Genomic DNA, 23,971 nt, shown 5'->3' with positions numbered 1-23,971 from the left:
CGGCCTGCTCGCACCGCGCCAAGGCGTACGCTCGGCTGTCCCCGGGCCGAACGAAAGAAAGCGGTACGGCATATGGCGACGGAGCCGCGGCAACCGATCACGGACCAAGAGACCTTGATCGAGCGCCGACGGGAACTTCAGGCCCTCGACGCGGCGTTCCGGGAATTGCGGCGTACCACGAGCGGCGTCCCACGAGCACGAAGCAAAGGGCTGCTCGCTTACTCCGGGCCGGCCGGACTGGGCAAGACCGCACTCATCAGGGAAGCACGCGCCCGGGCCGTTGCACACAAGTTCACGGTGCTGTCTGGCAGGGGCAGCGAGACGGAGCAGGGATCGGCGTTCCGCGTGGTACGCCAGTTGATGCAACCCTCACTGGCACGGATGGACGAGGCGGAACTCCGCGTCTTCCTGGGCAGCTGGTACGACACCGTCGCCGCCGTCCTCGGTCTCGAGGCGACGGGATCGGCCCCCGCGCCGGACCCGACCGGCGTCCGCGAGGGGCTCGACTGGGTCATGACGCGCCTCGCGGTGAAGAAGGCTCCCATCGTCCTGCTCCTGGACGACCTCCACTGGACCGACTCCGAGTCACTGAGCTGGCTCACCTCCTTCGCACCACGGGTCGAGGACCTCCCCCTGCTGATCGTCGTCACCTACCGGCCCGACGAACTGCCCCCCGAGGCGGGTGAGCTCCGCACGCTCGTGGGCGACCACGCAAACCGCCCCCACAACCTGGCCCTGCTCACCCCGGAGGGCGTCGCGCAGATCGTCAGGACCGAGATCGGGGAGGCGGCCGGGGACCGGTTCTGCAAGGAATGCTGGTCGGCCACGGGTGGAAGCCCCTTCGAGGCGGTGGAACTGGCCATCGGGCTCGCGGAGCGGAAACTGGGCGGCACCGACGACGACCTGCCCGCGATGCGTGAGCTCGCCGCCGCGATCAAGGGCCCGGGGCTCATCGAACGCCTGGAACGGCTCGGCACCACCACCGTGCGCTTCGCGCAGACCGCGGCCGTACTGGGTTCGCCCTTCTCACCGGAGCTCGCCGCGGCCATCGCCGTGCTGGGTGACGAGGCGGTCACCGAGGCGACCGAGAAGTTGCGCGCCGCGCGGATCCTGGCCGACGGCCACGGCCACGAGGGCGAGCTCGAGTTCGTGCACCCGCTGATCGCCACGACGATCTACCGCTCCATCCGCACGGGCTTCCGGACCGGTCTGCACAACACCGCTGCGCAGGCCGTCCTCGCCGCGGGATACGGCCCCACCAAAGCCGCCCGGCATCTGCTGGAGGTCCCCTGCGAAGACCGTCCCGAGACCGTCACCTGTCTGCGCGAGGCCGCTCGCGAATACCTCCGCGCCGGAGCCACCGAAGCGGCACGGCGTCTGCTGACGCGTGCGCTCCAGGAACCGCCCCTGCCCGAGGACCGTGCCGCGGTCCTTCACGAACTCGCGTGCGCCACCTTCCTGATCGAGCCCACGGCCACGGTCCGGCATCTGCGCCAGGCACTGGCCCAGCCGCACGTCGACCCTGATCTGCGCGCCTCCATCGTCTATCGGCTGACCACGGCCATGGCGCACACCGACCAGCTGGCCGAGGCCGTGAACGTGGCCGCCGAGGAGGCACGGCAGGCCACGAACCCGCGCGTCAAACTGCGCATGCAGGCCGATCAGTTCGTCTGGAGCATGGTGCGCCCGGACGACCACGACTCGCCCACCCGCTCCAGGACGCTGGCGCGCCTGGCCGAGCAGCTGCCCGGCCGCAGCCTGGAGGAACGCTACATCCTGGGACTGCGGGCCTGGGACGCGGCCATGCGCGGCGAACCGAGGGAGACCTCCCTCGCGTACGCCGACAAGGCCCTGCACGGCGGCATGAGCTGGACCGACGAGAACCGCGGGTTCGAGGTGCCCCTTTCCGTCGCCCTGGTCTTCGTGTACGGCGACCAGCCGCGGCGCGCCGAGGAGCTGTTCAGCAAAGGGATCGCCGAATGCGTGGCCAAGGGCTGGCACGGCTCCCACCTGGCGTTCGGCCAGACCATCGCCGGATACATCCAGTACCGCCGCGGTTGCCTGGCCGAAGCCGAGGACACCGTACGGGAGGGACTGCGGATCGCCGACAAGGTGGACGGGGTGGTGGCCGCCCAGTGGTTCGGCGTGAGCATTCTCATCAAGACGCTGCTGGCCCGCGGGCGCGTCACCGAGGCGCGCGCGTTCGCCGACGATCACCACTTCGGCGCGACACCGGTCAACGCCGTCATCTACCCCGACCCCCGCACCGTCTACGCCGAACTCCTCCTCGCCGAGGGCAAGCACGCCGAGGCGGCGCGGCTGTTGTCCGAGGTCGGGGAGTGGCTGGACGCCCGGGGCTGGCGCAACCCGGCCTGGTGCCCGTGGCAGCTGCGGCTCGCCTGCGCGCTGGCCCCCACGGCCCCCGAGGAGGCGGTCGGTCACGCCGAGGACGCCCTGCGGCGCGCCCGGGAGTTCGGTGCCTCCTCCACCGTCGGCCAGGCCCTGCACACCCTCGCCGAGGTGACCGGCGGGCCGGCCGCCGTCGCCCTGTACGCGGAGGCCGTCGAACAGCTGGAGCAGTCGCCCGCCGCCTACGAACTCGCCCGCGCCCAGATCGGCCACGGTGCCGCGCTGTCCCGCAACGGCCGGCTCCAGGAGGCCGCCGACCGGCTCTACCAGGGGCTGGAGGGAGCCGTGCACTGCGGGGCCGAGGCACTCGCCGCCCGGGCCAGGGAGGAGCTGTCGGCGGCCGGGCTGCGGCCGTTGCCGTTGCGGTACGCGCAGGTCGACACGCTCACCGCGCAGGAACTGCGGACCGCCGAACTGACCGTCCAGGGACACTCGGTGGCCGTCGTCGCCAAGGATCTGCACCTCACCGAGCAGGGCGTACGGCAGCTGCTGTCCAGCGTCTACCGCAAGCTGGGCACCGATGCCGCCGGCCTCGCCGGGTTCCTGGAGGCCCGGCACCGGCCGCGCTCCTGAAGCGCCGGGTCCCGGTCGGTCACACCGGCCGGGTGCGGCCCTCCCAGTACGGGTCCCGCAGCCGCCGCTTGTACAGCTTGCCGTTGGGGTCGCGGGGCATCTCGGCGATGAAGTCGACGGTCTTGGGACACTTGTAGCCGGCGAGTTGTCCGGCGCAGTGGGCGAGGAGGCCGGCGGCGAGGTCCGGGCCGGGCTCGTGTCCGGGGGCGGGTTCGACGACGGCCTTGACCTCCTCGCCCCAGTCGTCGTGCGGGATACCGAAGGCGGCGGCGTCGGCGACGGCGGGGTGGGAGAGGAGCACCGACTCGATCTCGGCGGGGTAGATGTTGACCCCGCCCGAGATGATCATGTCGATCTTGCGGTCGCGGAGGAACAGGTAGCCGTCCTCGTCGAGGTAGCCGAGGTCGCCGACGGTGAAGAAGTCCCCGATGCGGTTCTTCTGCGTCTTGGCCTCGTCCTTGTGGTAGGCGAAGCCGCCGGTGTTCATCTTCATGTAGACGGTGCCGAGTTCGCCGGGCGGGAGCCGGTTGCCGTCGTCGTCGAAGACCGCGAGTTCGCTGATGGGCCAGGCCTTGCCGACCGTACCGGGTTTCTTCAGCCAGTCCTCGGCGGTGGCGAAGGCGCCGCCGCCCTCGCTGGCCGCGTAGTACTCCTCCACGCTGGGGCCCCACCAGTCGAGCATGGCCCGCTTGACATGGTCCGGGCAGGGCGCGGCGCCGTGGATGGCGTGGCGCATGGAGGAGACGTCATGGCGTGCGCGCACCTCCTCCGGGAGGGCGAGCAGACGGTGGAACTGGGTCGGGACCATATGGGTGTGGGTGCACTTGTGTGCGTCGATCAGGCGGAGCATCTCCTCGGGGACCCACTTGTCCATCAGGACCAGGCGATGGCCTATGTGGAGGGACGCGCCCGCGAACTGGAGTACGGCCGTGTGGTAGAGCGGCGAGCAGACCAGGTGGACGTTGCCGCCGAAGGGACGGATGCCGAAGATGCCGAGGAAGCCGCCGAGGTAGGCCTCCTCGGGGAGTTTGCCGGGCAGCGGGCGGCGGATGCCGCGGGGGCGGCCCGTCGTCCCCGAGGTGTAGTTCATGACCCAGCCGAGTTCGCGGTCCGCGGGTGCCGACTCCGGCTGTCCGTCGAGGAGTTCGGCGTACGGCCGGAAGCCCTCGACCTCGCCGACCGCGTACCGGTGGGTGGCGGGGAGGCCGGCCTCGTCGGCGGCGTGGCGGGCCGGGCCGGCGAACCGCTCGTGGGCGAGGAGCACCTTGGCGCCGGAGTCGGCGACGATCCAGGCGATCTCCGGGCCGACGAAGTGGTGGTTGACGGGGACGAGGTAGAGGCCGGCCTGGGTGGCGGCGAGGTAGGCGGTGAAGAACTCGGGCCCGTTGGGCAGGACGACCGCGAAGGCGTCGCCGCGTTCCAGGCCCGCGGCCCGGAGTCCGTGGACGAGCTGGTTGACGGCCGCGTGCAGGCGGCCGGCGGTCCATTCCTCGCCGTCCGGTGCGACGAGCACCTGGCGGTCGGGATCGCTCGTGGCCTGGGCCCAGAATCCGGCTGGGGGCGTGCTGGTCACTTGCCGCTCCTTCCGGCGATGCGGTTGATGCGGTCGACGGCCTGTTCGAAGCCCCGGGTGAGGTCGTCGAAGACGGCCTGGACGCTGCGTTCGCTGGTTATGCGGCCGACGATCTGGCCGACGGGGGTGCCGAGCAGGGGCTCGACCTCGTACTTCTGGATGCGGGTCAGCGCCTCGGCGACGAGCAGGCCCTGGAGGGGCATGGGGAGGGTGCCGGGGCCGCTCGCGTCGTCCCAGGCGTCGGTCCACTCGGTGCGCAGCTGGCGGGCCGGTTTGCCGGTCAGGGCGCGGGAGCGGACGGTGTCGCCGGAGCCGGCGGCGAGCAGTTTGCGGGTCACGGCGGGCGAGGAGAGGTCGGCCTCCGTGACGGTCAGCCACATGGAGCCCAGCCACACCCCCTGAGCGCCGAGGCTGAGCGCGGCGGCCACCTGCTGCCCGCTGCCGATCCCGCCCGCCGCCAGTACGGGCAGTGGGGCGACGGCGTCGACGACCTCGGGGGTGAGCACCATGGTGGCGATCTCGCCGGTGTGGCCGCCGGCCTCGTAGCCCTGGGCCACGACGATGTCGATGCCCGCGTCCTTGTGCTTGACCGCGTGCCGGGCACTGCCGGCGAGCGCGGCGACGAGGATGTCCTGGTCGTGCGCGCGGTCGACGACGTCGGCGGGCGGGGAGCCGAGGGCGTTGGCGAGCAGCCGGATCGGGTAGTCGAAGGCGACGTCGAGCTGGGTGCGGGCGACCTGCTCCATCCAGCCGGTGATGCGCCAGCCGGACGCCTCCCCGTCGGCCAGTTCGGGCACGCCGTACTTGGCGAGGGTCTCCCTGACGAACTGCCGGTGCCCCTCCGGGATCATCGCCTCGACGTCGGCCTCGGTGACGCCTTCCACCTTCTTGGCGGGCATCACGACATCGAGCCCGTACGGCTTCCCGTCGACGTGTGCCTCGAGCCAGTCGAGGTCGCGTTTGAGGTCGTCGGGGGCGGTGTAGCGGACCGCGCCGAGCACTCCGAAGCCGCCGGCCCGGCTGATGGCCGCGGCCACGGCGGGAAACGGCGTGAAGCCGAAGACGGCGTGCTCGACTCCCAGGGTCTTGCTCAGCTCCGTCTGCATGGGCGCAGGATGCCGCAGTCACGCGGCCGACGGAAGAGGTTTTCTGATGCCCCGTCAGATTCTTCGTCAGATTCTCCGTCGGCCTCGTTCGGCGCGCACGGTGGGGCTCCCCCGGTGGACCGGGTGTCGAACGCGCCGCTCGATCAGGCCTGTTCCAGTACCGCCATCGCCGCGTTGTGCCCCGGCACCCCGCTCACCCCTCCCCCGCGCACCGCGCCCGCCCCGCACAGCAGAACGTTGGCGTGCCGGGTCTCCACGCCCCAGCGGCCGGTGCCGTCCTGGGCGTAGGGCCAGGAGAGGTCGCGGTGGAAGATGTTGCCGCCGGGCAGGCGCAGGTCGCGTTCCAGGTCCAGGGGGGTCTTCGCCTCGATGCAGGGGCGGCCGTCGGCGTCCAGGGCCAGGCAGTCGGCGATCGGCTCGGCGAGGTGGGCGTCGAGCTGGGCGAGGGTGGACTTCAGGAGTTCGTCCCGTACGGCGTCGTTGTCGGCGGCGAAGAGCCGGGCCGGGGTGTGCAGACCGAAGAGGGTGAGCGTCTGGTATCCGCGTTCGGCCAGGTCACGGCCGAGGATGGTGGGGTCGGTCAGGGAGTGGCAGTAGATCTCCGAGGGCGGGGCGGCGGGCAGCCGGCCGGCCGCCGCCTGGGCGTGGGCGGTGGCCAGTTGCCCGTAGCCCTCGGCGATGTGGAAGGTGCCGGAGAACGCCTCGCGCGGGTCGACCGCGGTGTCGCGCAGCCTGGGCAGCCGCTTGAGCAGCATGTTCACCTTGAGCTGGGCGCCCTCGGCGGGCTCCGGGGCCGGGTCGCCGGTGAGCGCGGCGAGTTCCTGCGGGGAGGCGCCCACCAGGACGTGCCGGGCGGCGGCGACGCCCTCGCCGTCCGCGGTGCGGTAGGCGACCTCGGCGGCCCGCCCGTCGGTCTCGATCCGTACCGCCTCGTGCCCGGTGGCGAGCACCGCGCCCGCCGAGCGCGCGGCGGTGGCCAGCGCGTCGGTGAGGGCGCCCATGCCGCCGACCGGCACGTCCCAGGCGCCGGTGCCGCCGCCGATGACGTGGTAGAGGAAGCAGCGGTTCTGGCGCAGCGAGGTGTCGTGGGCGTCGGCGAAGGTGCCGATCAGCGCGTCCGTGAGGACGATCCCGCGCACCAGGTCGTCGGTGAAGTTCTCCTCGATCGCGACCCCGATCGGCTCCTCGAACAGGGCTCGCCAGGCCGCCTCGTCGTCGATCCGGCGGCGGAGCTCCGCACGCGCGGGCAGCGGTTCGGTGAGGGTCGGGAAGACCCGCTCGGCGACCCGGCCGGTCATGCCGTAGAACCGCTGCCACGCCTGGTACTCCGCCTTGCCCCCGGTCAGTCGTTCGAACGCCTCGCGGATCCGCCGCTCCCCGCCGCCCACCAGCAGGCCGGTCGGCCGCCCGTCGCGTTCCACGGGCGTGTACGAGGAGATGGTGCGGCCGCGGACGCGGAAGTCCAGGCCGAGGTCGCGGACGATCTTCCTCGGCAGCAGGCTGACCAGGTACGAGTAGCGGGACAGCCGCGCGTCGACGCCGGCGAAGGGGCGGGTGGAGACCGCGGCGCCGCCGGTGCGGCCCAGCCGCTCGAGCACCAGTACGGTGCGGCCGGCCCGGGCCAGGTAGGCCGCCGCGACGAGGCCGTTGTGGCCGCCGCCGACGATGATGGCGTCGTAGGTGCGGGAGGGTTCCATGGCAGCGGGCATAGCTCTTCGTAACACATGATGATCTAGGGAAGTAAGAGGCGTGCCGGTTCGCTCCGCGGGAAGGCCGGTTCCCACGTGCAGGTCGTATGTGGCCGGTCGCCCCCACGCGGCGGAGCCGCACATATGTCACAGCCCCGCACCCCTTTGGGGCGCGTTGTGGGGCGCGTCTCAGAGTCGGCCCCCGGATGCGCGCTGTTGGCGCAGTACCGCCACCCTTCGGTACAGCTCCACCGCCTCGGCGCCCCGGCCCAGTTGCTCCAGGCAGTGCGCCTCGTCGTTGCGGCTGGCCAGGGTGTCGGGGTGGTCGGAGCCGAGGACTCGTTCCCGGGCGGCGGCCACCCTCCGGTACTCCGTCAGCGCGTCCGGCCAGCGGCCCAGCCAGCCGAGGCTCACCGCGACCTCGCGGCGGCTGACCAGGGTGTCGAGGTGGTCCGGGCCCAGGACCCGGTCGCGGATCGCGCATACGTCGCGGGACTCCGCCAGGGCCTCCTCCCAGCGGCCGAGGCGGCCGAGGTTGACGCCGAGGCCGTGGCGGGCGCGCAGGGTCTCGGGGTGGGCGGGGCCCTGGACGCGGGTGCGGTCGTCGATCAGGGCGCGGTAGAGGGTGAGTGCGTCGGCGCTGCGGCCCAGGCGGCCGAGGCTGATGCCGACCTCGTAGCGGGCGGCGAGGGTGTCGGGGTGGTCGGGGCCGAGGGCGCGGCCGCGGGCCTCGGCGACCTCCCGATAGGTCTGCAGGGCCTCCTCCCAGCGGCCCAACTGCCCCAGGGCATAGGCGACTTCGTAGCGGGTGACCAGGGTGTCGGGGTGCTGCGGGCCGAGCACCCGGGCGCGGGCCGCGGCCACGTCGTGGGCCATGCGGTACGAGTCCTCCAAACGGCCCAGCCTGCTGAGGTTGAAGGCGAGGTTGTGGCGGCAGCGCAGGGTGTCCGGATGGTCGGGGCCGGCCAGCCGCTGCCGGGCGGCGAGGACGGCCGTGTACACCTGGTGGGCGTCGAAGTGGCGGCCCAACTGGCCCAGCACGAAGGCCGTTTCCTGGCGGGTGGCGAGGGTGTCGGGGTGGTCGGCGCCCAGTGCGCGCTCCCGGGCGGCGGCGACCTCGGTGTACTCGCGCAGCGCGTCGGCGGCGTGGCCGGTGCGGCTCAGGGTGAAGGCGATCTCGTAGCGGCTGGCGAGGGTGTCCGGGTGGTCGGGGCCGAGGAGGCGGGTACGTTCGGCGGCGACGGCGCGGTGCACCTCGCCGGCCTCGGCCCAGCGGCCGAGCCGTCCCAGGCTGAGCCCGGCGTTGTGCCGGCCGGCGAGGGCGGCGAGGGCCTCCGGGGAGGGGACGGGGGCCGCCGGGAGCGGTTCCGCGGCGCCGGTGGCCGGGCGGGCGGTCCACTCGCCGGTGAGCCCGGCCCCCGGGTCGGGCGGGGTGGTGCGCAGGGCGGCGCCGGTCGCCTTGTGACCGGTCGTCATCCCCCGGGTCCAGGACGGCAGCCGGGGCTCGCGGGTGGCCGGTTCCGGGGTCCCGAGGCGGGGCTGCGCGGTGACGACGGTGGGGACGTACGTGGGCGTCGTCCGCCCGGAGGTGATCCGGCGGCCCAGCTCCCGTGCGTCGTACGGCCGTTGCTCCGGCCGTTTGGCCAGCAGGTCGAGGACGACCTTCTCGAACCAGCCGGGCAGTTCGGGGCGGTGGGAGCGCGGCGGGGCGGGCGGGGTGTCGCGGTGGCCGACGAGGATCGCCCAGGCGTCGTCGAGGTCGAACGGCGGTGCCCCGGTGGCGATCTCGTAGAGGACGCAGCCCAGCGAGTACAGGTCGCTGCGCTGGTCGACCTCGGTGCCGCCGATCTGCTCGGGGGACATGTAGTGCGGGGTGCCCATGGCGATGCCGGTGCCGGTCAGCCGGGAGGTGAAGCCGATGTCGTGGCCGAGGCGGGCGATGCCGAAGTCGCAGATCTTCACCGTGCCGTCGGTGAGCCGCATGATGTTCGCCGGTTTCAGGTCCCGGTGCACGATGCCCTGCTGATGGGTGTAGGCGAGGGCGGCGGCGACCTGCTCGGCGATGTCGACGACGTCGCCGACGGGCAGCGGGTGGTGCTTGTGGTCCTCCATGAGCTGGCTGAGGTTGCGCCCGTTCAGCAGCTCCATCACCAGGTAGAGGATGCCGTCGTACTCGCCGAAGTCGTGGACGACGGTGACCCCGCGGTGGGAGAGCGCGGCGGCGACTCTCGCCTCCCGCCGGAACCGCTCGCGCAGGACACGGGTGAACGCCTGGTCGTGGTGCGGGCCGAGCGGCTTGAGGCACTTCACGGCGACCTGCCGGCCGAGGGACTCGTCGCGGGCCCGCCACACCTCGCCCATCCCGCCCCGCCCGATCAGGTCGAGCAGCCGGTACCGCCCCTGGACCAGCCTGCTGTCAGCCATCGCGCGCCGTCGCCCCCCGTCGCCTCCAGCCCCGCCCTCCCCTGGGGGTCACCGGCACAGCGTGGCCGCGCGGTGCCGTGCACCCCCAACTCGCCCAGTATGGCTCCTTATCGCCCGGCTTTGTACGGTGCCGGGCGCGCGTCAGGACCGAGCCTCGCCATGGCGCGCAGGATGTGTTTGGGCGGCAGTTGCCAGCGCAGACGTGCGGGAACACAGCGCAACAGGGTGCCGGTGGCGCGCAGTCGGCGGGTGACGACGGCGGGTCGGGGGGCCGGTCTGCCGTACAGCTCGTGGGCGTACGGCGGCAGGGAGGCGTACGCGAGGTGGGCCACGCGCCGCCACAGTACGTCGCGCGCCGGTATCAGCAGCGGGTGCGTGGGCGGGCGGAGCAGGAAGTCGTCCACGACGCGTGCGTCGGCTCCCGCGGTGAGCTGCGGTCGCACCTTCTCGAAGTAGGCGGTCATCTCCTCCTGGTCGCCCGGCACGGCGGCGGGGTCGAGGCCGACCAGGCGGCCGCTGATCCGGTGTTCGGCGATGTAGCGGTCGGCCTGCGCGTCGGTCAGCGGGAAGCCGGAGCGGCGGACGACGTGCAGATAGGAGTCGATCTCGGCGCAGTGCACCCACAGCAGCAGGTCGGGTTCGTCCACGCCGTAGCGTTCGCCGGTGTCCGGGTCGGTCGCGCCCAGCATGCTGTGGATCTTCCGGATCCGCGCTCCGGCCCGCTCGGCGGCCTCGGTGGTGCCGTAGGTCGTCGTACCGACGAAGTTCGCGGTCCGCATCAGCCGGCCCCAGGCGTCACGGCGGAAGTCGGAGTTCTCCATGACACCGCGCACCGCGCGAGGATGCAGGGCCTGGAGATAGAGCGCCCGGATGCCGGCGACCCACATCATGGGGTCGCCGTGCATCTGCCAGGTCACGGAGTCGGGGGTGAAGAGCCCTGCGTCACCGTCCGTACCGGCAGGTGGGACCGGAGCCGCTCGAAGTCTCCGGAGCACGATGTCGTCCCGCATGTCCGCCAACCGTCCTCAGCACCCCGTGGATCGTCCGCCGAGGGGCCCGGCGCAGCGGTACGGATTCACGGACCCGACCGTCCTGCCCCACGGCGTCACCCCGAGTCCTTCCCCCGGTGCCCCTGGATCACTCCCGTCGACACGGTCCGGAGTCCGCCGGTCGTGCGCCCCGACCTCGAACGGTCACGAGCTCAGTCGGCCGCCGCGACCGCGTCCCTGATGAGCCGGCGGGCGGCGGCGTCGGTACGGGCGACGTCATGGGTCACCAGGCGGTCCTGACACAGACCGCGCAGTCCTGAGACGAGGAGTGTGGCCTCCGCCCGCGCCTGCTGCGGCGGGTGGCCCAGCCGGACGTAGGCCGCGGCGATGGGGCCGATCATGACCTCGACGGTCTCGGCCGCGACGGCGCCGTACTGCTCGGGATCGGTGGCGGCGAGGCTGAGCAGCTGCAGCAGCATGCGGACCGGCCCGGACTGCTCCCCGACGGTCATCGCGTCCCACAGGGTATGAGCCGCCTCGCGCAGCTCCGCGCCGTCGCGCACGCCGTCGAACATCGCGTGGGCGTCGGGACGGCTGGTGGCCAGCGCCTGGGCCAGCAGGTTCTCACGGCTGCCGAAGTAGTACAGAAGCATGCGCTTGGTGGTGCCGATCGACTGGGCGAGCGGACTCAGCGACATCTGCGCGACGCCGTGGTGCTGGAGGTGGTGCACCACCTGTTGCAGCAGCTCGGCTCGCTTTTCGGCATTGACGGGGCGCGACACACTTTGACTGTACCGACCGGTACGCGTAAGGTCCAGCACCATAGATGTTCCGATCGGTACGTTAATCTAGTGGCGCCCTGCCGATGTCCGGGCGCGGCACAGTCGGGAGAGGCGCCGTGAAACTGTCCGGACCGCGAACAACGCAGACCTGCCGGCACCGGAGAGGTGACCGGGGGGTGGTTCGGTGAAGCCCCGGATCGAGCGGCCCCGGGGCGTTTCCGTGGCCCGGGTCCTCGTCGAGACCCTCACGATCCCGGTGCTGCTCTTCCTGGGCCTGCTGCTCTGCTTCCCGCTGGCCTTTCACCAGCCCCAGCCGCACCATGCCAAGATCGCGGTCGCCGGTCTCACGGTGGAACGCAGGGTCGACACCGCGCTGCGGCGGGAGGATCGCGACGGGTTCGACGTCACCGCCGTGGCGGACGCCCGGGACGCCCGCCGGGCGGTGCTGGACCGGGATGCCGTGGCGGGCTTCGCCGCCACGGACGGACACGCCGTGCTGTACGTGGCCAAGGCCAACGGCTCGGCCCTGGAGCAGGCGCTGGCCAAGGGTTTCACCCAGCTCGCGGCGCACGACCATCAGAAGCTCACCGTCACGGACGTAGCCCCCACGGTCGGCAAGGACGGGCCCGGCACGACCCTCGTCTACTTCGGGATCGCCTGGAACGTGCCCGGCTACATACTCGCCACGACCCTGCTGCGGGCGGTGACCTTCACCCGGCGCAGGAAGCTGATCACGATCGCCGGCGCCGCCGGCCTCTTCAGCGTCGTGGGTTTCCTCGTCGGCGCGGGACTGGGCTTCTTCCCCGACGACCCCAAGACCCTGGCGATCGCCTTCCTGCTCACGACGGCCGTGGCCACGTTCTCCCTCGGCATGGCGCCGTTCGTCAAGCACTTCTTCCCGCTCGCGGGTCTGGGCCTGTACGTCGTGCTGAGCGTTCCTTCCAGCGGCCTGGTCCCCGTCCAGCTGCTGCCGCGGTTCTTCCAGGGCCTGCACACCGTCATGCCGCTGGGCAACGCGGTCGACGCCCTGAGGGGAGTCCTGTACTTCGACGGTGCGGGGGTGCTGAAGCCGGTCCTCGTGCTGTGCGCGTGGATCGCCGCGGGCACGGCGCTGCTGGGCCTGGACGCGTTGCGGCACCGCACAGCCGCAGGGCGGCGAGCGCAGGACGAGCAGGAGGACGTTCCCGAGCCGCCGGTGGAGGACCCCTCCGTGGAGGCACCCGCACCCACCGCGCTGCCGGTCCGCCCGCACCACTTCGGTGAGCCGTTGCCGATGCTGGAGGGCACCGTCCGCGACACCGGACAGGAGCCCGTCCACCATGCCGCGGTGACCGTCATGGACGCCGGCGGCCGGCAGCTGGTGCGGACCACGACGAACGCGCGGGGCGAGTACGCCGTGAGCGGGCTGCCCGAGGGGTACATCAGCGTCGTAGCCTCGCACCCCGGACGCGCCCCCCTGGTCCACCAGAAGCTGCTGCAGTCCGGTGTGGCCATTCGTGCCGACTTCACCCTGCACGACCGGCGCAACCGGACACCGGTCGGCTCAGGTGCCGAACACGCCGGTCCCCGGCACGCGCGACACGGATCGTGAGACCACGCCCGAGGATGCGGCCGAGGCCCTCGCTCTCTTTGCTGGACCTGAGCCTTTGCCGGACCTGAGCGGAAACAGGAACGCCGGGATCGGCAGCGGCCCGGGCCGGAGGGAGACACATGTCCGACAAGAATCACGCCACGGTGGCGGTCACCGGGGTGACCGGTGCGCTCGGCAGCCGGATCGCGGCCCGGCTCGCCGGCCACGGCGTCCCGCAACTCCTGGTCGGACGCAGTCCCGACCGCATGCCCGAACTGCCGGGCGCCCGGCGACGCGGCCCGGCCACCTACGCGGACGCCGCGGGCATGCGCGGGGCGCTCGCGGGTGCGTCGGCCCTCATCCTGGTCTCCGGACACCGTACGGGGCGCCGGCTGGAGGAGCACGCCACCGCGGTCGAGGCCGCGATCGCGGTCGGCGTGGGGCGGGTCCTGTACGTGTCGCTGGTCGGCGCGGCGCCCACCGCCACCTACCTCAACGCCCGCGACCAGTGGCTGACCGAGCAGTTCCTGGCAGGCGCCGGGATCCGCCACACGGTGCTGCGGGCGGGCTTCTACGCGTCGACGCCCGCCGCCCTCGCAGACCAGGAACTCGTCGTGCGCGGCCCCGCGACGACAGGCCGGGCCGCCTTCGTCACCCACGAGGACATCGCGGACGTGATCACGGCCGTCGCCCTGCAGGACGGTCCGCGCTCGGAGTACGACGGCGCGACCCTCGAGGTCACCGGGCCCGAGGCCCTGACTCTCGGCGAAGCGGTCACCCGGATCGCCGCGGCCACCGGCCGGCCCTACCGCTACGAACCCGAGACCCTGGAGCAGGCTTTCGCACGGCGCTGGCGGCAGGGCATGAGCGGGGAACAGATCGAGACATGGATCTCCTGGTACCAGGCGATCGAGCGGGACGAGGTCTCCGTGGTCACCGACGTGGTTCCCCGGCTCACCGGCTCGCCCGCGACCCCGGTCTCGAACGCGGCCTGGTGGCCCGCGCCGAACACCGCGCGGGGCACCGCCGAACAACCCCAGCCGGTCGTCCCGACGGCCCGCGACGACGATCAGGAGGTGATCCCATGACCGGGTCGACAGGCAGGGTGGCGTTGGTGACGGGGGCCAGCAGCGGAATCGGCGCGGCCACGGCGCGGCTTCTGGCCGCGCGAGGGATGCGCGTGGCGGTCAACTACCTTCGCAACGGCAAGGCGGCCGAGGAGGTCGTGGCCGACATCGAGGCCGCGGGCGGGCAGGCCATGGCCGTGCAGGCCGACGTGCGCGAAGAGGCGGCCGTCGAGCGGATGGTCGGACAGGTCCGAGGGGCCTGGGACGGCATCGACGTGCTCGTGCACAACGCGCTCATCCCGTACGCGGTCAAGTCGTTCCAGGACATGACCTGGGAGGAGCTGGGCGGCAAGCTCGACGCCGAGATGCACGCGGCGTTCGCGGTCACCAAGGCCGTCCTGCCGGTCATGACCGGGCGGGGCGGGGGACGCCTCGTCTACATCGGCACCGGACTCAGCCGCCGGCCCCGGGCGGGCATGATCGCGCTGGGCGTCTCCAAGGCCGCCCTCGAACAGTTCGCCCGGTATCTGGCCCAGGAACTCGGCCCGCAGGGCATCACGGTCAATGTCGTCTCACCCGGCCCGGTGGAGTCCCGCACGGCCGACGCCGTCCTCGACGACGCAACGAGGCGGCGGCAGGTGGCCGCCACCCCCATGGGCCGCCTGGCCCACCCGGCCGACGTCGCCCAGGCGGTCGCCTTCTACGCCACCGAGGAGAACTCCTTCATGACCGGCACCACGGCCGCGGTCGACGGCGGCATGGCCATGTACTGAGGCCCCCACGGGCCTGCGCACCCATGGCCGCGCCCTTTGACGATCAAGGATGAACGTTCATGCACACGATCGACCTGGCCTACGTCGGACGAGGCCTGCACGAGGAACTGGCGGCCTACATCGCCGACCAGCAGGACTACTACGCCGACGAGGGCGTCCACGTCGCGCTGCGCGACGGCTGCACCTGGGACGACGAACGGCTGCGCCACTGCGCCACCATCGGGCTGGGCCGGGCACTGCTGGCACGACTGACCGACGGCACCCCATGGGTCGCGCTGAGCGTCAACACCCAGCGCCCGCTGTTCTGGTTCCTGGCCCGCCCCGGCCTGACCTCGATGTCCGACCTCGCGGGCCGACGGCTGGCAGTCCACGCCCCGCACACCCCGCCCGGCGCGTTCGCCCGGATCGTGCTGCGCAGGGCCGGCCTCGACCCGGACCGCGACGTGCGGACCGTCGTCCGCTCTCCCGGCGACTACGCCATGGACCTGCGCCACCTCAACGACGGCAGCGTCGACGCCGCCTACGTCGGCAGCACCATGGCACCGGAGGCGGTGGCCGCCGAGCACGGCTGGCACGTGCTGGCCTGGGTCGGCGACCACTTCCGGATCCCCACCGTGGGCGTGGCGGTCGACCCGACCTTCATCTCACCGGACGCCCCCGCGGTCCAGGCCGTCGTACGAGCCCACCGGCGCGCCCTCCAGGTGATCCACGACGACCCCGACACCACGGTGCGGCACATGCGGACGTTCCTCGGCGGACAGACCGCGCAGGAGGCCCGAGCCCACTACGACACCTTCATCGCGCCGTACTTCACCACGGACGGCCAGGCCGACCTCACCGTCGGCGACGAGGCGATCACCGCGGTCGCCGCCGAACTCGGCGTGCCCGCCGGCGTCACCGCGGCCGAGTTCTACCGCACCGGGACGGCCGCGCCGTAGGCGCCGGGACCGCCGGGACCATGCGCCCCGATGCCCCACCATGATGTCCGAATATGAGGCAGTTGCGTCATATCTTCGTGTCCGTCACGACCTTCACGGCGTCCTAGCGTTGCCGGTGCGATGTGGTCGAAGGGATCGCTCCGGAACTGATCCCTTCGGCCGGCTCAACTCCGAATGAGGAAAGAAGGCGTTCTTCGCTGTGGAGTCGCAGTCACGCACCGGTCGGCCGGTGCCCCAGGCCCTGGAGTTCGGGCTCAACGCATGGGTCGTGGACGAGCAGTGGCGGCAGTACCTGCACGACCCCGCCTCGGTGGACCAGACGTGGCGGGATTTCTTTGCCGTCCGGGCCTCCGTCCCGGCCCAGCGGGTACGCACCGCCACGGCGGCCGGACGTGACGGCAGGGACGACGCGGCCGTCAGGGCGGTGCGCGTCGCGGCGCTCATCCACGCGTACCGGGTGCGCGGCCACCTGGTGGCCGACACGGACCCGCTCACGCCGCGGCCGGCCGCCGGGCATCCGGAGCTCGACCTCACGGCATTCGGGCTCCACGACGAGGACGGAGCGGAGGAGTTCGCCGTCGACGGATTCGCCGGGCACGCCACGATGCGTCTCAAGGACGTGCTGGACGCCCTGCGGGAGTTCTACTGCCGCTCCGTCGGCTTCGAGTACATGCACATCCAGGACTCCGGTGAACGCCGCTGGATCCAGCAGAGGGCCGAGGGCCCGCAGCGCCGGCCGGATCGGGCCGGACAACTGCAGATCCTCTACCGGCTGGGGGCGGCGGAAGCCTTCGAGACGTTCCTGCAGACCAAGTACGTGGGCCACAAGCGCTACTCGCTCGAGGGCGGCGAGTCGGCGATCGTGCTGCTCGACGCGCTGCTGCACCGCGCGATCAAGGACGGTGTGCGGGAAGCCGTCATCGGTATGGCGCACCGCGGCCGGCTCAACGTGCTGGCCAACATCGTCGGCAAGTCCTATGCGCAGCTCTTCCACGAGTTCGAGGACGCGGTGGACATCCGGTCCGTGCAGGGATCAGGGGACGTGAAGTACCACCTGGGCGCGGAGGGCACCTACCACGCCCTCGACGGCGGCACGATCGCCGTCTCGGTCGTGGCGAACCCCTCGCACCTGGAGATCGTGGGGCCGGTGGCCCAGGGGGTGGTGCGCGCCAAACAGGACAAGGCCGCGGACCATGCCGCCTCATTCCCCGTGCTGCCGGTCGTCGTCCACGGCGACGCGGCCTTCGCCGGCCAGGGCGTGGTCGCCGAGACCCTGAACATGTCGCAGCTACCGGGCTACCGCACGGGCGGGACGGTCCACGTGGTCGTCAACAACCAGCTCGGCTTCACCACGCTGCCCGCCAACGGCCGTTCGGGCACGTACGCCACCGATGTGGCGCGGATGGTCGAGGCCCCGATCCTCCACGTCAACGGCGACGACCCGGAGGCCGTCGACCGCGTCGCACGGCTGGCCTTCGACTACCGCCGGGAGTTCCACAAGGACGTCGTGATCGATCTGATCTGCTACCGGCGCCACGGGCACAGCGAGGTCGACGACCCGTCCATCACCCAGCCCGTGATGTACGACCGCATCGACGCCAGGGCTTCGGTGCGCACGCTGTACGCCGACGCCCTGGTACGCCGCGGGGACATCGGCGAGCGGCAGGTGGACAGCGCCCGCCGCGACTACCGGGATCATCTCGAACGGGCCTTCGCCGAGACCCGGGAGCTGCCCGTCCCCGCACCGGACGAAGACCTTCCTCGAACCGGAGCCGGCCAGGCGCCCGCCCAGCGCACGGCGACCGCGATCGACGAGGCGACGGCCCGGCAGGTCATCGCGTCACAGACCGGCCTGCCCCGGGGTTTCACCGTGCACCCGCGGGTCCTGCCGCAGCTCCGCCGGCGTGCGGAGACGCTCGACGCCGGCACGGTCGACTGGGCCACCGCGGAGACACTCGCGATCGGCTCACTGCTGCTGGAGGGGGTCCCGGTGCGGCTGGCCGGGCAGGACTCGCGGCGCGGCACCTTCGGCCAGCGCCACGCCGTACTGACCGACCGGCGCACCGGCGCGGAGCACACTCCGCTGGGCTCCCTCGGCCCGCGTGCCGCGAGCTTCGCACCGTACGACTCGATGCTGTCCGAACTGGCGGCGCTGGCCTTCGAGTACGGCTACGCGCAGGCCCGTCCCGAAGCCCTGGTGCTGTGGGAGGCCCAGTTCGGCGACTTCGCCAACGGCGCGCAGACGGTCGTCGACGAGTACATCGCCTCGTCCGAGCAGAAGTGGGGTCAGCGCTCCGCGGTGACACTGCTGCTGCCCCACGGCCTGGAGGGACAGGGCCCGGACCACTCCTCCGCCCGGATCGAGCGCTTCCTGCAGTTGTGCGCACAGGACAACATGACCGTGGCCATGCCGTCGCTGCCCGGCAACTACTTCCATCTGCTCAGGCAGCAGGCGCTGGACGGCCGCAGGCCGCTGGTGGTCCTCACCCCGAAGTCGATGCTGCGGTCGAAGGCGGCCGTCTCCGCCCTGGCCGAGTTCACCCGGGGTGGCTTCCGCCCGGTCCTGCCGGCCGACACGACGGACCCGGCCCGGGTCACGCGCGTGCTGCTGTGCTCGGGCAAGGTCTTCTACGACCTCGACTCCCACCGGCACGCCGCGGGCTCGGCCGACACGGCGATCGTCCGCGTGGAGCGCCTCTACCCGTTCCCCGACGAGGAGCTCGCGGCGGAACTCGCCCGCTTCCCTGCGGCCGCGGATGTGCGGTGGGTGCAGGAGGAGCCGGAGAACCAGGGTGCGTGGTCGTTCGTCGCGCCACGTCTGCACCGGCTGACCCGACGCGCCGTGGCGTACGTGGGCCGGCCCGAGGCGCCTGCCCCCGCGGTCGGCTCGGCCCGCCGGCATGCCGTGGAGCAGAGGACTCTCGTGACATCGGCCTTCCGGTGACAGCGGCTCGCGCGGTGCGTGCCGGCCACCACCGGTGACGAGGGAACCGGCCCACCCCGCGGCAAAAAGGCAACGAAATTCTCATCTCGGTAAAATGCCACTACCTCGGAAACGGCCGGAGGACGGGTCATGGCCAGGATCATCTGCCGCAGAATCGACGAGCAGCCGCCGAGCGTGGACGGCGAGGCCGGCGAGCGCGTGCTGGTCGACCGGGTCTGGCCGGAAGGCATGCGCCGGCAGGGCGCACCGTTCGACGAATGGCTGCGGGAGGTCGCACCCTCCGTCGAGCTGCAGCGCTGGTACGGCCACAACCCCCGGCAGTTCGGTGAGTTCCGGCGCCGCTACCGCACTGAACTGGGCGATCAACGGCACCGGTACGCGGCCGCCCGGCTCCGGGACCTGGCCGGACACCACAGCCTCACCCTGCTGACCGCCACCCGGGACGTGGACCACGGCCATACCTCGGTCCTGGCCGAATGGCTCACCGAACCCGGCCCCCACGATCAGCGGCGTCCGCCTGCCGTTCCTCCCCGGCCCGGACGGGCCGCTCCCGGTCCGCAGGCGTCCGGACGCCGCGCGGCCCTGTCCGACGCGGTGGCCGGCCTCAACCCGGGCGCGCTGGCGTTCGTCATGGGCACCGGCATCGTCTCCACAGCCCTGTACGTCAACGGCGCCCGCACCGCCTCCGCCGCACTGCTGTGGGTGGCCCTGGCCGGTTTCGCGCTCCTGGTGCCCGCCTACGGCTGGCGGCTGCTGCGCCGGCGCGAGCGGTTCGTCGCGGATCTCCTCGGACCGCGTGCCTTCGCGTTCCTCACCTTCGCGATCTCCTCGAACGTGCTGGCCGCACGGTTCGTGCCGGACGGTCACACCACGGTCGCCGGGGCGTTCCTGGCGTTCGGGACGCTGGGGTGGGTGGCGCTGGACTACGGCGTCCCGCTGGCGCTCGTCACCACCCTGAGGCGGGGCCCCTCGCTCGACCAGGTGAACGGCACCTGGTTCCTGTGGGCCGTGGGATCGGAGTCGGTCGCGGTCGCGGCGGCCTCGCTGGCCCGGGTGACCCCGGGGCACGCACTGGCCGTACTGGCGGTGGTGTGCTGGGCCGTCGGTCTGGTGCAGTACCTGCTGACCGCCGCGCTGGTCCTGGCCCGGCTGCTGGTCCGGCCGGTGCAGCCGGAAGGCCTCATGACCTCCGTATGGATCTTCATGGGGGCGGCGGCGATCGCCGTGCTGGCCGGGGTCCGGCTGATCGCGCTCCCGCCCGGCAGCACCATGCTGGCCCGTCCGCTCCTCATCGGGACGTCCGTCGTCCTGTGGGCCTTCTCGAGCTGGCTGATCCCGCTCCTGCTGGCCCTGGGCGTATGGCGGCACGCGCTGCGCCGCATCCCGCTGCGCTACGAGCTCGGCTGGTGGAACCTCGTCTTCCCGGTCGGCATGTACGCGGTCACCACGCACGAGCTGGGACGCGCCACCGCAACCCCGTGGATGACGAGCGCGGGCCGCTGGGAGGTCTGGATCGCCGCGGTGTTCTGGGCTGTCGTGTTCGCCGCCATGGTCGTCGCCGAGCTCCGGGCCGGCCTCACGGCCACGCCCGGACCCGCGGGTGCGGGACGGACCGCCCGGCCGCGGAGCACGGCCCCGGCGGCGCCCGGAACGCTGCCGTAGGCACGGGTTCGCGCCGGGTCCGTGTCATGCGGGGCGGTACACGGGCCCTGTCACCGCCGGACGCGCGCACGCTGCCGGACGGCATGGCTCAGCGAGTACCGGGCGACCACCGCCCAGGCGGCGACGAGCAGGGCGTACAGGGCGACGGCGGCGCAGACGAACAGCTGCGAACCGGTACGGGTGGCGAGAGCGCTGGTGCCGGTGACGCAGGCGCCGAGGGGAAAGATGAAGGACCACCAGGTGGGCGCGAAGGGCAGTCCCCTGCGGATCTCCCGCACGGTCAGCGCCGTGGCCAGCACCAGCCACAGCAGGGCGAAGCCCCAGATCCCGAGCCCGCCCAGCAGCGCCACCACCGCGCTCCCGCGCGCGTACGGGTCGGGCAGTGCGCTCGGCGCGGCGGTGGCCAGCGACGACAGTGCCGTCACCGCCTGGTCCAGCGCTCCCACTCCGATCCACACCGTGGGCACCACCGCACCACCGGGCGCCTCGTGGTGCACCAGGCGGCTGTAGACCATGGCCAGCACCAGCAGGACCGCGACCAGCCCGAGCCCGAGCATCGCATAGCAGCCCAGCAGCAGGGCCAGCCGCACCTGCCCGGCCCGAGCCCGCGGGACGAGCAGCGCGCCCGTCGCGGCGGAGACCATCGGCGGCACCACCGGCAGCAGCCAGCCACCGAACGCCGCGTCCGGCGTGAACCGGTGCCGCGTGACCATCAGATACGGAATCGTGCAGGCGGTGACAAGGCCCAGCACCGTACCGGCCGACCACAGCACCCAGTCCGCATCGACCGCAGCGCGCTCCCCGACCAGCCGCCGGCCGAGCAGCAGCGTCCCGGCCCCGACGATGAGCAGCGCCATCGGCGGCGCCCCGAAGAACTGCGCCAGTGCCGGGTCTCCGGCATGCGTCCGCAGCCTGCGCTGCCAGGCGTAGGTGCCGGCGAGCACGATCAGCAGCAGCGCCGTCCCCGCCCAGACCACCGTGGCGGCCGCCTCGAGCCCGGGGAAACCGCGCGGCAGGGTGGCGGCCGCGACGGCGACGATCCCGCTGCCCATGACGGCCGCGAACCAGCCGGGACCGAGCCCGCCCCGCTCCCTGTCGGCGGCCTCCTGCGGCTGGTCACGGACCTGCGCGGACGGTCCCGGTGCCGGGCCGATCCGGGACGGGACTGTTCGACGGGGACTGCGGGGCGGTGTCACGGCTCGGAACGCCTTCTCTTCTCGTGTCGGATGCGTCACCGTCCTCGATCAGCGACGGTGACCGGCCGGACCGCAGCCGACAGCCCTCGGGCCGCCACGGAGACCGGCGGCCTGTTGGCGGCCCCGACGCTACGGACGAACGCCGCTCCGGCCACAGCACGGCACGCGCCGTGACGCCCTCACACCAGGACATCGGGCACCGGGCAGGCCCTGCCGGGTGTCGGGCGGACATCCCGATGTCCTCATCCGAGCGTGTTGTGGCCGCAGGTGCGGCCATGACGCGACCGCAGGCAACCGCTGATGGCGGGTGAGGCGCCGGCACCCGGCACCTCGGCACACGACGGATGATGGTGTCCTCTGCCGTGGGTCACCGTCCGACCGGGAGGCACACGATGAAGGACAGTCCGTCAGGCAGGAAGCCGCTCCTGGTGACCGTGCTGGTCTTCCCGGGCGTACGGCTGCTCGACGTCACCGGCCCGATCGAGGTGTTCACGACGGCCAACGATTTCGGCGGCCGTTACCGCGTGCGCACGGTCTCCCCCGACGGCGCCGACGTGGTCACCGCAGCGGGGACCGGACTGCGCGTCGACCTGGCTGCCGCGCAGGTGCACGAGGCCAGCGACGTGGTGGTCATCCCCGGCGGCCCCGAGTGGCCGTCCCTCGTCAAGGACGACGCCCTGCTGGACGCCATAGGGGCGCTCGACGCACTCGGCTGCCGCACCGCGTCCATCTGCACCGGGGCCTTCCTCCTCGCCGCGGCAGGACTGCTCGACGGCCGCCGGGCGACCACGCACTGGCGTTTCGCCGACCAGCTGGCCCTGCGCTATCCGCGGGTGACCGTGGAGGCGGACGCCCTGTTCGTGCGCGACGGCCACATCATGACCTCGGCCGGCGTCAGCTCGGGCATCGACCTCTCGCTCGCCCTGGTCGAGGAGCACCTCGGCGCCGATGTCGCCCGCGCCGTGGCCAAGGACATGGTCGTGTTCATGCAGCGACCGGGAGGCCAGTCCCAGTTCAGTGTCCGCACCCACACACCGCGCGCGAGACAGGAGATGCTGCGCCGGGTCCTGGACACGGTCGCCGAGGACCCGTCCGCCCCGCACACCCTTGCCGCCATGGCCCGCCGGGCGGGTGTGAGCACCCGCCACATGTCACGCCTGTTCCACGAGGAGATGAACACGACCCCCGCCCGCTACGTCGAGCAGGTCCGCATGGAAGCCGCCCGGGCGATGCTGGAGGACGGCGACGACCCCATGGCCACGGTGGCCCGGCGCACCGGCTTCGGGTCACCCGAGTCACTGCGCCGCGCCTTCACACGCAACCTGGGCATCACACCGGGGGCCTACCGGGCCCGCTTCCGCACCACCCACACGGCGGGCGACGGCGCACGCTCCTGACGCCCTGCGTCGTGGGCGCCCGGCACGAATGTCCGTATCCGAGCGCCCCACGGCTGCTTCTACGGCCATGGAGCGATGCGCGGAGAGCGCTGGGCCCGTGGGGGCGCCGGTTCCGGCGCCCCGGAATCCTCACGGAAGGCAGTGGTTTGACGGAGAACAGGACGGTCCCGGGCGCGGCCGGAACCGATCACGAGCAGTTGCGGGTGTTCGATGGGCCGGGGGCTGCGCCGACGGGGCGGTCCGCCCTGTGCGAGCACTTCTTCGACCGGCCCGCCGTCGAGGTGGCTCCCGGGCTCCTGGGGGCTCTGGTCGTCGCACGCTCCCAGCGCGGCGTGACCGCGCTGCGTATCACCGAGGTGGAGGCGTACGAGGGCCCGGACGATCCCGCCTCGCACGCGTTCGGCGGCCCGAACCGGACCAATCGAGCGGAGTTCGGAGCCCCGGGAACCTTCTACGTGTACCGGACGCATGCGGTGCACCGGTGCCTGAACGTCGTCTGCGGACCCGGGCGGCGTCCCGCTTCGGTGCTGCTCCGCGCCGCCACCGTGGTGGAGGGAGCCGACGTCGCCCGAGAACGCCGGGGTCCCGGGATGCGGGCGCGTGATCTGGCCCGCGGCCCGGCCAACCTCGCCCGGGCGCTGGGCATCGCCGACCTGCGTCATGACGGGCGGTCAGCATGCGACGGGGCGGCGGAGTTGTTCCTCGCGGAACCCGCCGGGGGTGTGCCGTCCGAGCGGATCGGTCGAGGGCCGCGGACGGGGGTGGGCGGTCCTGCTGCTTCGTATCCCTGGCGCTTCTGGATGCTCGGCGAGTCGAGCGTCAGCCCCTACCGGCCGCACCCGGGGTCCCGCCGACGGGGGCGGCCGGCGGGCTGACCCCA

General features: G+C 72.6%; 16 protein-coding genes. 9 read left to right on the top strand and 7 right to left on the bottom strand.

Translation table 11 applies throughout. The annotated features are described in order from the left end of the window. The first annotated feature begins 72 nt into the window (after positions 1–72). Positions 73–2,982 carry an ATP-binding protein gene (locus ACFY0P_RS24645; protein ID WP_388916836.1) on the top strand — a complete coding sequence of 970 codons (2,910 nt, stop codon included), beginning with the start codon at positions 73–75 and terminating at the stop codon, positions 2,980–2,982. Between the two features lie 19 nt (positions 2,983–3,001). Here the strand turns inward: ACFY0P_RS24645 and ACFY0P_RS24640 are convergent, their stop codons facing one another. The 6 genes from ACFY0P_RS24640 to ACFY0P_RS24615 form a co-directional block, all read right to left on the bottom strand. Further along, on the bottom strand, positions 3,002–4,555 hold the full coding sequence (locus ACFY0P_RS24640) for an acyl-CoA synthetase (protein WP_388916833.1): 1,554 nt from the start codon (positions 4,553–4,555) through the stop codon (positions 3,002–3,004). After that, positions 4,552–5,661: an NAD(P)H-dependent flavin oxidoreductase gene (locus ACFY0P_RS24635; protein WP_388916830.1), complete on the bottom strand. Its 1,110-nt coding sequence runs from the start codon at positions 5,659–5,661 to the stop codon at positions 4,552–4,554. Before ACFY0P_RS24635 ends, ACFY0P_RS24640 begins: the two co-directional genes overlap by 4 nt. A 143-nt stretch (positions 5,662–5,804) precedes the next feature. Next, positions 5,805–7,358: a phytoene desaturase family protein gene (locus ACFY0P_RS24630; RefSeq protein ID WP_388916827.1), complete on the bottom strand. Its 1,554-nt coding sequence runs from the start codon at positions 7,356–7,358 to the stop codon at positions 5,805–5,807. 180 nt (positions 7,359–7,538) lie between these two features. Then, a complete protein-coding gene (locus ACFY0P_RS24625) occupies positions 7,539–9,773 on the bottom strand; it encodes a tetratricopeptide repeat protein (protein WP_388916825.1) in 2,235 nt (744 codons plus the stop codon). A 107-nt stretch (positions 9,774–9,880) separates the two neighbouring features. Continuing rightward, the gene (locus ACFY0P_RS24620; protein ID WP_388917287.1) at positions 9,881–10,678 is read right to left on the bottom strand and encodes an oxygenase MpaB family protein; all 798 of its coding nucleotides are present in this window, start codon (positions 10,676–10,678) and stop codon (positions 9,881–9,883) included. 296 nt (positions 10,679–10,974) lie between these two features. Continuing rightward, positions 10,975–11,544, bottom strand: a complete 570-nt coding sequence (locus tag ACFY0P_RS24615; RefSeq protein WP_388916822.1) for a TetR/AcrR family transcriptional regulator — start codon at positions 11,542–11,544, stop codon at positions 10,975–10,977. 184 nt (positions 11,545–11,728) lie between these two features. Between ACFY0P_RS24615 and ACFY0P_RS24610 the strand changes: the two genes are divergently transcribed. The 6 genes from ACFY0P_RS24610 to ACFY0P_RS24585 all read left to right on the top strand — a co-directional run bounded on the left by ACFY0P_RS24610 (position 11,729) and on the right by ACFY0P_RS24585 (position 20,498). Further along, positions 11,729–13,135, top strand: a complete 1,407-nt coding sequence (locus ACFY0P_RS24610; protein ID WP_388916819.1) for a carboxypeptidase regulatory-like domain-containing protein — start codon at positions 11,729–11,731, stop codon at positions 13,133–13,135. A gap of 119 nt (positions 13,136–13,254) precedes the next feature. Then, positions 13,255–14,202: an NAD(P)H-binding protein gene (locus ACFY0P_RS24605; protein ID WP_388916817.1), complete on the top strand. Its 948-nt coding sequence runs from the start codon at positions 13,255–13,257 to the stop codon at positions 14,200–14,202. Next, positions 14,199–14,954 carry an SDR family NAD(P)-dependent oxidoreductase gene (locus tag ACFY0P_RS24600; protein WP_388916816.1) on the top strand — a complete coding sequence of 252 codons (756 nt, stop codon included), beginning with the start codon at positions 14,199–14,201 and terminating at the stop codon, positions 14,952–14,954. Before ACFY0P_RS24605 ends, ACFY0P_RS24600 begins: the two co-directional genes overlap by 4 nt. A gap of 59 nt (positions 14,955–15,013) precedes the next feature. After that, entirely contained in the window at positions 15,014–15,892 is an 879-nt protein-coding gene (locus tag ACFY0P_RS24595; protein WP_388916815.1) for an ABC transporter substrate-binding protein, read from the top strand. A 199-nt stretch (positions 15,893–16,091) separates the two neighbouring features. Then, entirely contained in the window at positions 16,092–18,836 is a 2,745-nt protein-coding gene (locus tag ACFY0P_RS24590) for a multifunctional oxoglutarate decarboxylase/oxoglutarate dehydrogenase thiamine pyrophosphate-binding subunit/dihydrolipoyllysine-residue succinyltransferase subunit (protein WP_388916813.1), read from the top strand. 129 nt (positions 18,837–18,965) lie between these two features. Beyond that, positions 18,966–20,498 (top strand): DUF488 family protein, encoded by a 1,533-nt coding sequence (locus tag ACFY0P_RS24585; protein WP_388916811.1) that lies wholly within the window; start codon positions 18,966–18,968, stop codon positions 20,496–20,498. 50 nt (positions 20,499–20,548) lie between these two features. Here the strand turns inward: ACFY0P_RS24585 and ACFY0P_RS24580 are convergent, their stop codons facing one another. Beyond that, a complete protein-coding gene (locus ACFY0P_RS24580) occupies positions 20,549–21,694 on the bottom strand; it encodes a TDT family transporter (RefSeq protein WP_388916810.1) in 1,146 nt (381 codons plus the stop codon). A 392-nt stretch (positions 21,695–22,086) separates the two neighbouring features. Here ACFY0P_RS24580 and ACFY0P_RS24575 point away from each other — a divergent pair, with 392 nt between their 5' ends. Together ACFY0P_RS24575 and ACFY0P_RS24570 are read left to right on the top strand one after the other, a co-directional pair. Next, entirely contained in the window at positions 22,087–23,091 is a 1,005-nt protein-coding gene (locus tag ACFY0P_RS24575; protein WP_388916808.1) for a GlxA family transcriptional regulator, read from the top strand. A gap of 146 nt (positions 23,092–23,237) precedes the next feature. Then, a complete protein-coding gene (locus ACFY0P_RS24570; protein ID WP_388916806.1) occupies positions 23,238–23,966 on the top strand; it encodes a DNA-3-methyladenine glycosylase in 729 nt (242 codons plus the stop codon). Positions 23,967–23,971: the final 5 nt, after the last annotated feature.

The sequence above is a fragment of the Streptomyces sp. NPDC001714 genome (genome assembly GCF_042892755.1).
GTDB lineage: Bacteria > Actinomycetota > Actinomycetes > Streptomycetales > Streptomycetaceae > Streptomyces.
The sequence above is the reverse complement of the archived record's forward strand: the minus strand, read 5'-3'. Positions and strand labels throughout refer to the sequence as shown.